The 11,809-nt window shown below is 60.0% G+C and carries 11 protein-coding genes; 5 read left to right on the forward strand and 6 right to left on the reverse strand.

The genetic code is table 11. The annotated features are described in order from the left end of the window. The first annotated feature begins 12 nt into the window (after positions 1-12). Positions 13-1,239 carry a hypothetical protein gene (locus BP26_RS0101335; RefSeq protein ID WP_157572300.1) on the forward strand — a complete coding sequence of 409 codons (1,227 nt, stop codon included), beginning with the start codon at positions 13-15 and terminating at the stop codon, positions 1,237-1,239. A 42-nt stretch (positions 1,240-1,281) separates the two neighbouring features. Here the strand turns inward: BP26_RS0101335 and BP26_RS29135 are convergent, their stop codons facing one another. The 3 genes from BP26_RS29135 to BP26_RS29140 are packed head-to-tail and all read right to left on the reverse strand — an operon-like array spanning position 1,282 to position 3,243. Further along, complete coding sequence (locus tag BP26_RS29135; RefSeq protein WP_157572301.1) at positions 1,282-1,794, reverse strand: hypothetical protein; 513 nt, start codon at positions 1,792-1,794, stop codon at positions 1,282-1,284. Further along, the gene (locus tag BP26_RS0101345) at positions 1,721-2,443 is read right to left on the reverse strand and encodes a hypothetical protein (protein ID WP_029918782.1); all 723 of its coding nucleotides are present in this window, start codon (positions 2,441-2,443) and stop codon (positions 1,721-1,723) included. The genes BP26_RS29135 and BP26_RS0101345 overlap by 74 nt, the downstream gene beginning before the upstream one ends. Positions 2,444-2,478: 35 nt before the next feature. Beyond that, positions 2,479-3,243, reverse strand: coding sequence for a TIR domain-containing protein (locus tag BP26_RS29140; RefSeq protein ID WP_157572302.1), 765 nt, complete (start codon positions 3,241-3,243; stop codon positions 2,479-2,481). Between the two features lie 945 nt (positions 3,244-4,188). Between BP26_RS29140 and mobF the strand changes: the two genes are divergently transcribed. Continuing rightward, complete coding sequence (mobF, locus tag BP26_RS0101355) at positions 4,189-6,876, forward strand: MobF family relaxase (RefSeq protein ID WP_029918784.1); 2,688 nt, start codon at positions 4,189-4,191, stop codon at positions 6,874-6,876. Positions 6,877-6,927: 51 nt separating this feature from the next. Here the strand turns inward: mobF and BP26_RS0101360 are convergent, their stop codons facing one another. Continuing rightward, on the reverse strand, positions 6,928-7,584 hold the full coding sequence (locus BP26_RS0101360) for a HEPN domain-containing protein (protein ID WP_029918785.1): 657 nt from the start codon (positions 7,582-7,584) through the stop codon (positions 6,928-6,930). 104 nt (positions 7,585-7,688) lie between these two features. Between BP26_RS0101360 and BP26_RS0101365 the strand changes: the two genes are divergently transcribed. The 3 genes from BP26_RS0101365 (at position 7,689) to BP26_RS0101375 (ending at position 9,490) form a co-directional block, all read left to right on the forward strand. Then, positions 7,689-7,982, forward strand: coding sequence for a type II toxin-antitoxin system HigB family toxin (locus tag BP26_RS0101365; protein ID WP_029918786.1), 294 nt, complete (start codon positions 7,689-7,691; stop codon positions 7,980-7,982). A gap of 8 nt (positions 7,983-7,990) precedes the next feature. Beyond that, positions 7,991-8,365 (forward strand): helix-turn-helix domain-containing protein, encoded by a 375-nt coding sequence (locus tag BP26_RS0101370; protein WP_029918787.1) that lies wholly within the window; start codon positions 7,991-7,993, stop codon positions 8,363-8,365. Positions 8,366-9,025: 660 nt separating this feature from the next. Further along, on the forward strand, positions 9,026-9,490 hold the full coding sequence (locus BP26_RS0101375) for a putative molybdenum carrier protein (RefSeq protein ID WP_036515782.1): 465 nt from the start codon (positions 9,026-9,028) through the stop codon (positions 9,488-9,490). Between the two features lie 213 nt (positions 9,491-9,703). On the opposite strand, the gene BP26_RS0101380 is transcribed toward BP26_RS0101375, so the two are convergent. Both BP26_RS0101380 and BP26_RS0101385 read right to left on the reverse strand, forming a co-directional pair. Then, positions 9,704-10,432 (reverse strand): class I SAM-dependent methyltransferase, encoded by a 729-nt coding sequence (locus BP26_RS0101380; protein ID WP_029918789.1) that lies wholly within the window; start codon positions 10,430-10,432, stop codon positions 9,704-9,706. Between the two features lie 29 nt (positions 10,433-10,461). Next, a complete protein-coding gene (locus tag BP26_RS0101385) occupies positions 10,462-11,808 on the reverse strand; it encodes an ABC transporter ATP-binding protein (RefSeq protein WP_029918790.1) in 1,347 nt (448 codons plus the stop codon). Position 11,809 lies beyond the last annotated feature (1 nt).

Genomic DNA, 11,809 nt, shown 5'->3' on the forward strand with positions numbered 1-11,809 from the left:
GGAATTGCCTAAATGCAGCAAGTATTTGCTGCCCTAGATCCGTCGAAATCGCGTTTGTCGGAATCGGAAAGAGTGGTTCCGCCTCCGATGGGGCGTCCCGTCGGTATTCGCAGATCGAAATGGGGAGAGAGTTTAATGCGCAGCTTACGACGCGAGGCTGTTATTGTTTTGATGGGTACAATCTTGGCTGTGGGATGCCAACGCCATCTTACGGACGAGGAAAAATCGAAAGTCGCCGCGCTGACAAGGGAGCAGGGCGAGATTGCTAGAAATATCACTGCAACGGAGGAAGAAACAAAGAAATTTGGTGGTCTCGTGCAAGCGCTGGCACAAGTTCGACTTGATATCCTCAAAACGAATGAAGCCCTTGTTACCCAACAAATTCACGCGATCGAGACGGGAGCAAAAGTCGTCATACAAGTGTCTGCGCAGCAACCTGACCCGACTAAGGCGGAGCAAATTCACGAAGAAATGTTGAAGGTTCAAGAGGAGATCGCTAGGACTCGAAGGGAGTCTAGCGGTGGGTTGATCGGTGCTTTGAACCTCGCAAACGTCGCGACACAGGAAAATACTCTGGCAATGCTTGAGCAGGGTTACCTGGCTGCGAAATACGGTCTTGCGCCATTTCAAACACTGCCAACGGCAGTTGCATCTGCATCGCCAACATCTAGCCCACCACCGCCGGAGGTGTCATTAGCGTCTATCGCAGGTGACGGGCCCTTCGGGTTCACAATGGGTATGAAGGCTGACCAGTTCGGGGCGCAGCTTAACGCGTTACAGGACGGATACTATAGTTTGACGACGGCGCCGCGGCCGCACCCGTCCTTCGAGAGGTACATATTGCAACTTACTGACAATCAGGGCTTATGCTGGGTGAAGGGAATCGGCCACGAACTACCGTCAAATTCTTTTGGGTTGTCGATTCGATCGGCCTTTGAGGAGCTTGAGTCAGGCTTGGATGAACGCTATGGTCGCGGCAAGAAGACCGATCAGCTAATTCCTGGCAGCATTTGGAGCGATGGTAAAGACTGGATGATGGCTCTGCGTAAAAAGGAGCGTTACCTGTTCAAGATTTGGGATCAAAAGTCAGGATCATCCCTTTCAAACAGTTTGACGAACATCTCGTTGATGGCAGTTGCCGACAGCGGCGACGAAGGTCACATCGAGGTTGAGTATTCGTTCGCGAACGCTCAAGAATGCGATCGGGCGCTCAAGGAGCGAAAAAACAAAAACCTTTGAGCCCATACGTTGGGGTTCGCAGGCTCACTCCAACCTATCGTGCTACTCCGCCCGTTGGATGTCTGTTTTTCCATTCGCGTCGATTGACAGGCGAAAATATTTGGTCTCCTGCGGATGCAGGACAGTCTCTCGTTGTGTCCAGTCATCTTGCCCGGCGGCACACAATGCCTTGCCCTCGGGGTCACGGCCTGCGCGCAATAGAATCTCTCCCGGCTCCATGAAGAATTTTGCTGTTTCCCCCGTATCAAACCTTGCAGCTAGCGTGCCGTTGATCAATAGCGCGTAGTAACAGCCACCACCCAAAAAACCTTTATCTCGCGTGACCACGATGGAGCTGGGGGTGCCACTAGGCGGTTGCTGGAACGCGAGAACCCTTTCTGCGGGAGTTTGCTTCGCGGCATCCAGTGAAACCGGAGTCGTCGCACATGCTGAAAGCGCCAGTGCTGTGCATACAATGAGTGTTGGTCGAACCATTTTTAGGTCACCGCCCCGGCTTGCTGTGGCTCTGAAGCGCGAACTTAGCTGTTCGCCTGCAAAGCAGTATTTGCTGATCATGTAGATCGTTAAAAAAGGACTCGACTGCTTTGTGGGCATACGAACAGAACTCCCGTTTCATCTCAAGCATGCCGGCCGATGGTTGCGAAATGCCAGGGCTCCTTTTCATCATCGCTGCAATACGGCCTTCATTGCGGTCAGCGTCTACTAGCGCCGCGTTATGAACGATTGAATTCCTCAGCGCGTACAGGTCTCCAATAATTTCCCACGAACTGTGACTTGGCGCGGAGAAATGTGCAAACGCCTCAAGAAATTTCTTGGAACGCGTCAGCATAGATCCCTTCAGATCATCATGACTGATGGGCGTTTGCACAATTGATGCAGCGTCGCGGCTAAGCATACCAAGATGGAACTCGGTTGCCGACATGAGAGATACAAGGAACGATTGCCGAAGCTGGCTGCCAATAATTTGCTGCCACTGGTATGGGTAGTGATCGGCCCAGAAGTCGGGGTATTTGGCGTGCGGTTTGAGAGCCTCAACATCACGCCGTTCCTCGTTTTCAATAAAATTTTCCAGTGTGTCCAAAAACAGGCGCAGCTCTGAGAGGTTGTCCGTGGCGAGCCAGCGCGAGGTTGCGCATTCGTCCTGAATAAGCGCTTCACGAGCAACTTTGGCAAGTGCGACGCTATTCGAGGGTCTCTTTGGCATGAATCGTCTCAAGGATTTGCGCGTTATACCTACAATCAATCTTCCTGCTTCGCCCATTGAGGTAATGTCGCGCGAATAGTCGCCTTCAGTTGTTCGCCGACGGCTTCAAGCGAAGCAAGATCCCAGATAATGGTCAAATGGTGATTTGTGTCAAAGTGGGTCTTCTGCGTGTCAAATTTTCTCTTTTCACATGTATAGATGACGGGCTTGCCGAGCCCTTCGGCATATCCGGCCTCCCAATATGCACCAAGGTTGTCATGGGTGAGGTCGGCGACCAGAAAATCGGATGCCTGAATTTCAACGCGTAGCCGGTCGTCTATTAGGCCCGCCCGTGGAATATCATCAAGACGAAACAGTTCGAAGCCGGCGAGTTTCGCGCTGGGTTTGAATATTCTCTCAAGTACATCGTCAAGAGTCGGATCGCCAAACTTCATCGCCATGAAGGCCTTTCTGTATGTTGCTCGCCCTTGACGTAGTTCTTCGTATCGGTCCCAACCAGAAAATGACAACGTGACATGGGCTCTCCCTGGGGCGCCAATTGCTTCTGACATCTTTCCAGTTACGAGGCCGACGTCGAAAAGGTGTCTAAGCACTAATCCAAACCCTGCAGGAGATTTGGCGCCCATGATGGAGCTGTGCGTACTGGGTTGCACCCAAACGGTCTCTCCTGGTCCCGGAACATTCTCCGCAAGCCATCGAATGAACAGATCAGCTTGCTCGCGTGGACGGGGCAGCGGCTGCTTGACGATTGTTTCTATGGTTGTTGAGTAGAGTTCCACGCCTTTGTTGTTGTACTGCATTAGTCGAAGTGCGTGGCTTAGTTTCGCTGTCGAATCCTTGTGCGCGCCAAGAATGCTCGGCAAAGACGCCAGTGAGCTATTTGACAGCGTGAAGTCTCCGCATAAGGGGCACGAAAATAGTGAGGCATCACGGCCGTTCGTATATTGCTTTGCGTCTCGGAGTTCCGAGCCGCACACAGGGCAAGCATTGGACATTTGGCCGCATCCTCTCAGAAGTTGTAACACCGGTAGAGTCATTACGAGAACATCTCCCGGCCCTGTTACAACTGAATGCGCAAGGCCGAGCGTGCCGATCTGACAAAAGATACGAAAGTTTGCGCCGAGTGAAAGTTGCCCCCATGGTATCAGGCACCCCCGGTGCCGACGCTGGCGATCGGTTCCATATCTATCTGACCCCGTGTCGCGCCTCGATTGGTGGGTAAGCGTTGCTGTGGCGATTCTTCGTTTGCAGGCGGCTTCGCCGTGCCACGGGCGGTGACGCCAGCGTCGCTTCGCGCCGCAAAGGCCTTGATACAGTACGCAATCTCCGATAGCGGCTGCGGCTCTTATCTGGCGCGGGTTTGCGTGTATTCGGGGTCCCCTGCCAATGTATGCGCGCACCCCGAAAATCCGCCACAAGCGCCGGATTTTCCGGCCGTTCAGGTGTATTCGGGGGCACCCGTGTCGCCACCCTGCCCGGAACAAGCCTACCCTCCACTGCGGCAGCGTCAAGATCGAGCCCTGCGGGTGCGGGCTGCGCCCGCAATCTTGACCCTGCCTCCGTTCCGGGTCACCGGTTTTCCGTGCAGGATGGCGGACTCAGTGCCGGTCGGTACGCGCACCGAAATGGCGCCGGTTCGGTAGCGACCCGAAGACTAGCGGCAGCGCATTTCTCGTTTCGCCCGGCCGTGAACTGTTCTCGCCTCAGCGGTCAAACCAGCACAAGGATCGTGCAGGCGGTGCGGCATGGCGAGGCCAAAAAACATCAGCGCGTCGCAGGCGAGCGGCTACTACGACAAGGATGACTATTACACCAAGGACTCGGCGTCGCCGTCGTCCTGGCACGGCAAGGGCGCGGAAGCGCTCGGGTTGTCTGGGCCGGTCAGACCCGACGACTTCAAGGCCCTGGTTCGCGGCGAGCTGCCGGACGGGACCGCACTACACCGCGGCGGCATCAACGAACGGAGGGCCGGTACGGATTTTGAGTTCTCGGCGCCCAAGTCGTTTTCGATCCAGGCCCTTGTCCTCGGCGATGACCGACTCGTCCGAGCCCACCAGGAAGCCGTCGCTGTGGCCCGCCAGCGCATCGAAGCCCTGACCGCTACCCGCGTCACCCAGGACGGCAAAACCACCGTGGAGACCACAGGCAACGCCGTCATCGCTGAATTCCTGCATACCACCAGCCGCGCCGGCGACCCGGACCTGCACAGTCATGTCGTCGCCCTCAACATCACCCAGCGCGCTGACGGCCAATGGCGCAGCGTGGACAACACGGCGATGTTCAAGGAACAGCGCCTGATGTATGAGATTTATCTGTCCGAGCTGGCCCGAGGTGCCCACGAGCTGGGCTACGACATTACCAAGGGTAAGCATGGCAATCCCGAGTTGGCCCACATCAGCCGTGAGCAGATCGAGGGATTCAGCAACCGGGCGGCCGAGATCGAAGCCGCCCTGGCTGCCCAGGGGTTGACCCTGGAAACGGCAACAGCAGTACAGAAGAAAGCGGCGGTCATGGCGACGCGCGACGCCAAGCAGGACTACGACCGGGAGGAGCTGGCCCGACAGTGGCAGGCGCGCGCAAAAGAGCTTGGCGTCGCCGACGTGCGGTCTACGCGCGAGCGCAATCCGGACAGAGAGGCGGGTTTGGCCGCGTCCGAACGCCAATCCGCCCGCGCCGCCCTGGACTTCGCCCTGACCCACCTGGGCGAGCGCGAGGCCGCGTTCGACCGGCACGAAGTCCTGGCCGTAGCTCTGCGCGAATCGCGCGGCGATGCCGGGTACAAGGCCATCGAAACCGAGCTGAAGCGGCGGGAGTCCAGCTTCGAGGTGCTGCACTCCCACGGCGGACAGCGGCTGACCACACGGCAGGCGACGGACATCGAGCGGCGGATATTGGCAATTGAGGAAGATGGCCGCCGACAGGTCGCGCCCATTGCGAGCGCAGAGGCGACCGCCCGGCACTTAGCCGAGCGGGAATTGACCATCGGCCAAGCGCAGGCGGTGGAGCTGGCTGCCACTAGCGGAAATAGCATCAACGGCGTCCAGGGCGTCGCCGGCAGCGGCAAGACCACCGCGCTCCGGGAATTCCAGGAGCTGGCCGAACGGCAAGGCTACAAGGTCCAGGCCGTCGCACCCTCGCACAGTGCCGTCAAAGCTCTTAACGAGTCCGGCATCGAGGCCCGTACGCTGCAAGGCTGGCTGGCTGACCGGGAAGCGACCAAGACCTTGAACAGCCGGACGGTCCTGGTGGTGGACGAGGCTGGACTGGTCGGCAACCGGAACTTGCTGTCCACCCTGGAGCGAGCGCGGAACCACGACGCGCGGGTGTTGCTGGTCGGGGACAACCGGCAGTATCAGTCCGTCGATGCCGGCAGGGCCTTCATCGAGTTACAGAAGCACGGCATGGCGACGGTCCGGATGTCCGAATTCCTGCGCCAGCGGGACGGACGTATCCGGACGGCTGCGCGACTCTCGCTGGACGAGCCGGCCCGCGCGCTGTCGTATCTGGAAATCCGGGAGATCGCCAACGCGGGCGAGCGCTACCAGCGGATCGCCCAGGACTATGCCGGACTGTCCCGGACGGGACGGGACGGCACGCTGATCCTGACCGGCACCAACGAGGCGCGGGCGCAGATCAACCAGGCCGTCCGGAGCGCACTGAAGGAGCGCGGCGAGCTGGACGGCGCGAAGGCGACCATTCAGACCTTCCAGCGCAAGGACATGACGACGGCCGAACAGAAGCGGCTGGATCGCTTTAGGGAGGGCGATGCGCTGTGGTTCCAGCGCTCGTATCGCTCGCTTGGCGTCGAGCGCGGTGAGGTTTACAAGGTGACGAAGATCGCCGATTACCAGCTCATCGCGCGCAACGAGGCGGGCAAGGAGATCGCCGTGCAGCCAGCCCGGCTCAGTGGCAGGGGCTTGGTGATCGGGCGCATCGAGACGCGGGAGATCGCCGCCGGAGAATCCCTGCGCATTACCGGCACGGACCGGGTGCTTGGCGTCCGGAATGGCGAACGCGGCGTCGTGGAATCGGTGTCCAGGGACGGGATCACGCTGAAAGCGGCCGACGGCACGCGCCGGATGCTCACGGCAGATCGCGCGTTGCCGGTCGAATACGGCTACGCAGCAACCGGCCACAGCTCGCAGGGACTGGGCGCCGAACGTGTATTGCTGGACAAGGATACGAAGGCGCGCACAACCGATCACCGCAGCTTCTATACGGACCTGACGCGGGCGCGGGAAGCCGCTGTGATCTATACAAATGACCGCCGCGCGCTGCCGCAGGCAATTGTGCGGCAGTCCGAGAAAACGGCAGCGCTTGATGTATCGGGGGAGAACGTGCGGCGTCAGCGTGCTGGCGCTTCCCACGAGGCGAGCAACGCACGCTCAAAGCAAGGGCCATCCCCGGCGCCGCCTACGATGGGGCGGCCATAGGATTCGCCGATGTCTGTAGACATCAGCGACCTGAAACAAAACAAACGGACGTTAGCCCATAGAAAGCTTTTGTGTGGCCCTATTCATGCCGATGTCCGATTTCTTGCAGAAGTCCCCGACGATATTTAGCCCTTCGGTCTCGTACTGGACTCTCATCGTTGCCAGCTTGTGGTCAACCTTCAGCTCAAACATCTTGTTCACTCGCTTGGCGAGTTCGGGGAGCGTTATTCCGCCCAAGGGAACGTTGTCTTCGAGTAGCGTGGAATTTTGGGCTTTCACGGCTCTGCGCAGCGGGGTATCGAGTTCGTTTGATCCTTGCTTGATCAGAAAGCCGTTGTCGATTCGTACCATCGTCTCATCCAGGGCAACTAGGGTTCGATGCTGATTGATGACTATCGAAAAACCATCGCTGTCCACCGTGGCATAGCGCAGCATGAAACCCCGTTTGAGATACCTTAGAAAATCCGGGTCCAGCGCGTTGTACAGGCTGGGATACAGTTTCTCGATACCTTGCAACAGGCCGGATTCAAGGTGTTTCTTAAGGTAGTAATTCTTCAGCGCCAATGCCGCTTTTAGATGTTTCTCCACGGCGGTCGCTGCAACCGCCAAGCCTTGAGAAAGCAAGCCAGAACGCAGAAGCAGCCGGGCCGCCAGATAGTCGTCAAGCGCAAGATCGAGAAAGTCCGTGGATTTCCGAGTATCAGACATGGATTACAGCCCTTTCCTTACTCACTTCAGGCCTTTCTCGCCCCGCTTCAAACGGGCCGCTAGCAGCCATTTGCTCCCATGGCGGGAGCGGTGTAAAATGATTCATGCGAGTGATTGCGTTGAGCAGACTACGCGAATTTTGGGCGAAGCATCCGCCTGCCGAAACGCCGCTGCGGGGATGGTATGCGGAAGCCAGCCGTGCGGATTGGACCAGCCCGGCGGCCATCAAGAAAGCCCATCGTAACGCGAGTTTCCTGGCAAACAATCGCGTGGTATTCAACATTAAGGGTAACGATTATCGGCTGGTCGTCGCCGTGCACTACAACCGCGGAATGATGTTTGTGCGCTTCGTAGGCACGCATTCTGAGTATGACCGCATCGACGCTGGAACGATTTGAGGTGTGATATGGAACTGAAGCCGATCAAGACCGAGCGCGACTACCGGGCCGCGCTCAAGCTGGCGGATACCCTTTGGGATGCACCGGAGGGCAGTGCGGAGGCTGACCGTCTCGATGTGCTGACGCTGCTGATCCAAGCTTATGAAGCCAAGCACCACCCGGTGCGCGATCCTGAACCGGTGGATTTCCTGCTCTATGTGATGGAACAGCGCGGACTCACCCGCAAGGATCTGGAGCCCTATATCGGTTCGCGGGCGCGGGTTGCCGAGGTGCTGAACCGGATACGCCCGCTGACGCTGGAGATGATCCGGCGGCTGTCGGAAGGGCTGGGACTGCCGGCCGAGGTATTGGTGCAGCGGTACGAGGTGAAGCACGCCGCGTAGCCAAGCTGAGGTCCGGCACCGTCCGATAGAGTCCGGAAACTTCCGGCAATCCACGACCCGACCCTCCCTCGAACCCGTGGTTTTTCCAGTACCAATTTCGTGGGGGCAACAGCAGGGGCATTGATGAATTCGGACGGACCTGTTTTGCTTTTAATTCAAACAGATAGTCCTACTTTTCGAGGGATGTACCACCACCAGATACCAGACTCAGGCAGTCTCGCGGAGTCTCATAACCCCATGGAAACGTGGGGTTTCTTGTTTCTGGAGTATTGTATCCAGCCTCATCCGCGCGCAGCGAGCGCATCCGGTTGCCCGTTACCTTCCCGGCTATGCTGGAATCCCGAAAAAGCTCTGCTCGATATGAACCTGGCAGACGCACAGCACTTGTCTCCAGGCGGGTGCAGACATCGAGTCATGACGCAGTGGATGGGCTGCGCGATGTGGGTGTTCAGTTTCCTGAGGCGCGCTTTTCTTCCGCGATCCTGGTGCGGGCGGCCTCCCACCAGCCGTCGATCGGTGATTTCCCTCGGGTTCAAGGGCAACCAATAAGAGATGGCGCATCGAGCAGACCGACAGCCGCACGAGCAACAGGACGATGGCGGCGAGGCCGCATCAACAGCAGGGCGCACAAGGGAACCACACCGACAAAGCACTCGTGAAATGCCCACCCTCAAAGCGATAGTCAGCGGCGGTCAAACAGGAGTCGATCGGGCAGCTCTCGATGCTGCCCGCTGCTCAGGCCTTGAGGCTCGTGGCTGGTGCCCCGCCGGCCGTCGTGCCGAGGACGGTGCTATTTCGCCGGAATACCTGCTCATTGAAACTCCCAGCCGCGGCTACAGGCAGCGGACGAAGTGGAACGTGCGCGACAGCGACGCCACGCTGATCTTATACCGCGGAGAAATGACCGGTGGAACCGCGCTGACTGTGAAGTTTGCGGCGGAACTTGGGCGGCCGGTGCTGGCGGTGGAGCTGGGCCAGGCCGATGCCGGTGCCGTGCGGCGATGGCTGGGTGAGAACCACGTTACGATCCTCAACATCGCCGGGCCCAAGGAAACCAAGAACCCCGCGATCTACGCCGAGGCCAGGGAATTCCTGCGCCTGGTGCTGCTGGCGGGCCAAGCCTGATGCCACAGCCGCCGCCCAGAGCCGGCTGTGCCGGCCTTACCCGCATAGGGGTCGATGTTGCGATGGGGCGAGCAGTTGTCTGCCGTGGTGGCATTGGTGGCGTAGTAACCGGCGACGTGTGATCCGTTCTTTCGGGTATGCCCATGAACGTAGTGAGAATTGGCCGTGCTCAAACCCGGCGCACCTGCACTGCCGCCGCTTCCGGCGCCGTCGTCATTCTCCTGTTTCGGGAGCTTGCCCTGAAAGAGCGGTTTGCTGAGGGCGCACATTGCATGCGACGAAGATCACCGAGGCCGGTTTCCGCGTCAGCGGGTGCAGGGGTTCGTGCATCCGGCGCAGTTCGAAGCCGTGCCGCCGGAACAGATCGACCCAGCTTCCGAGCGTCCTGAAATACCACGGTGCCGGATCGGTGAAGTCGGCACTGAATCCATTCCACGATCCTTCGCGCCAGCCGTCCACATAGGCGGCATCGCCGCAGGCGCTTACCGGATGCAGGGTCTGCACGATGAAGCAGCCGCCGGGGTTGAGCAGCCTGGGTATGGCGCCGAACAGGTCTTCGACCGATTCCTTGCCCAGCAGGGCGAAATTGCACACGGCGAGGTCGAAGCGCCGGTTGAACCTGCCGGCGGCGAGATCCTCGTAGGAAACAACTTGGAAATCGCCCCCGCCGGCTTTGCGAGCCTGTTCGACAAGGGCGGGAATCGCATCGACGCCAGTCGCCTGGATATCCCGCGCAGCCAGTTGGCGCACCAGCCAGCCTTCGCCGCAGCCGATGTCCAGCACCGAACGCGGGGCGGCGTCGAGTATCGCGTCGACGATGGCGCGGTCGGTGACCAGCTTGCGGCTCTCGATCGCGCTGTGCCGCACCGCATCGGTCCAGGCCGATACGTTTTTCGACCAGGAGGCGAGGATGCGCGCTTCTTCGGGAGAGCGGGGTTCCATGCCTGCGTCAGCCGGCGACGAACCGGACTTCAGCTCGCCTCCGCTTCAGGCATGTCCAGGCTGAAGGCTTCGGCCGCGTCGTCATAGGTGAACAGCTCGGCGTAGCGGCCCCACTGGGTGACGGCGCTGAGGGTGTGCTCGGCGGCGCTGTCGCTGAGGTAGTCCTCCAGCTCGGACAGGAAGCGCACCGCCGGTGCGCGGTGGCCGGGGCGTTCGTCGAGCACGCTTTTGATGTGCGCGGCCAGGGGGATGCGGGTCAGCATCTGCTTGGCGAAGCCGACCTTGCGCACCTGGGTGTCGGCCTGGGCGAATTGCAGGCCCAGCGGGGTCAGCTGCACGTCGCCGGATTCCAGTTCGGCATAGCCGAGCATCTGCAGCGACTCGGCCAGGGGGAACAGTTCGTCCACTTCCAGCGCCAGGGCCTGGGCCAGTGCCGGCATGTCGGCGCGGCCCTTGTAGGTTTCCGAGGCCAGGGTTTCGATCAGACCGGCCATCAGGTTGGTGGAGACCTCGGGCAGGCGTTCGCCGATCGACAGCACGGTGGCCTTGCCGGTGGCATGGCGCACCGTCATGCGCGAGTAGATGTCGTCCACCAGCTGGCGGAAGCGCGGGTCGAGGCGGTTGCGCGGGTGTTTGAACGGCACCTTGATTTCGGCCACGACGCGCCCCGGGTTGGCCGAGAACACCAGGATTCGGTCGCACATGAACACCGCTTCCTCGATGTTGTGCGTCACCAGCAACACCGACTGGATCGGCAGCTTGTTTTCCGTCCACAGGTCGAGGAAGTCGGTGCGCAGCGTTTCCGCGGTCAGCACGTCCAGCGCCGAGAACGGCTCGTCCATCAGCAGGATGGAGGGATTCATCACCAGCGCGCGGGCGAAGCCGACACGCTGGCGCATGCCGCCGGACAGCTCGCGCGGATAGGCGTTGGCGAAACCGTCGAGGCCGATGACGTCGATGGCGCGCAGGGCCTGCTCGCGGATCTCGTCGGGCGGCAAGCCCTGCGCTTCCAGGCCCGCTTCCACGTTCTGCAATACCGTCAGCCAGGGGAACAGGGCGAAGGACTGGAACACCATGGAGATGCCTTCGGCGGGCCCGTGCAGCGGCTCACCGCGGTAGATGACCTCGCCATCGGAGGCCTTGATCAGCCCGGCGACGATGCGCAGCAAGGTCGATTTGCCCGAGCCGGAGCGGCCGAGCAGGCCGATGATCTCGCCCTTGTGCAGGTTGAGGTTGACCGATTCCAGCACCACCAGGGGTTCGCCGTGCGGGCGCTTGAAGGCGCGGCGCACGCCGCGCACTTCCAGCACGGTATCGGCCAGGGGGGGATCGCCGGGGGCGGCCATGGGGGCAGATTGTTTGTACTCGTCGTTCATC

This window comes from Nevskia soli DSM 19509, assembly GCF_000711955.1.
Classification (GTDB): domain Bacteria; phylum Pseudomonadota; class Gammaproteobacteria; order Nevskiales; family Nevskiaceae; genus Nevskia; species Nevskia soli.

Coding starts and splice junctions, on each gene's coding strand:
- BP26_RS0101335 (WP_157572300.1), top strand. CDS start 13: ATGCAGCAAGTATTTGCTGCCCTAGATCCGTCGAAATCGCGTTTGTCG.
- BP26_RS29135 (WP_157572301.1), bottom strand. CDS start 1,794: ATGATCAGCAAATACTGCTTTGCAGGCGAACAGCTAAGTTCGCGCTTC.
- BP26_RS0101345 (WP_029918782.1), bottom strand. CDS start 2,443: ATGCCAAAGAGACCCTCGAATAGCGTCGCACTTGCCAAAGTTGCTCGT.
- BP26_RS29140 (WP_157572302.1), bottom strand. CDS start 3,243: ATGCAGTACAACAACAAAGGCGTGGAACTCTACTCAACAACCATAGAA.
- mobF (WP_029918784.1), top strand. CDS start 4,189: ATGGCGAGGCCAAAAAACATCAGCGCGTCGCAGGCGAGCGGCTACTAC.
- BP26_RS0101360 (WP_029918785.1), bottom strand. CDS start 7,584: ATGTCTGATACTCGGAAATCCACGGACTTTCTCGATCTTGCGCTTGAC.
- BP26_RS0101365 (WP_029918786.1), top strand. CDS start 7,689: ATGCGAGTGATTGCGTTGAGCAGACTACGCGAATTTTGGGCGAAGCAT.
- BP26_RS0101370 (WP_029918787.1), top strand. CDS start 7,991: ATGGAACTGAAGCCGATCAAGACCGAGCGCGACTACCGGGCCGCGCTC.
- BP26_RS0101375 (WP_036515782.1), top strand. CDS start 9,026: ATGCCCACCCTCAAAGCGATAGTCAGCGGCGGTCAAACAGGAGTCGAT.
- BP26_RS0101380 (WP_029918789.1), bottom strand. CDS start 10,432: ATGGAACCCCGCTCTCCCGAAGAAGCGCGCATCCTCGCCTCCTGGTCG.
- BP26_RS0101385 (WP_029918790.1), bottom strand. CDS start 11,808: ATGAACGACGAGTACAAACAATCTGCCCCCATGGCCGCCCCCGGCGAT.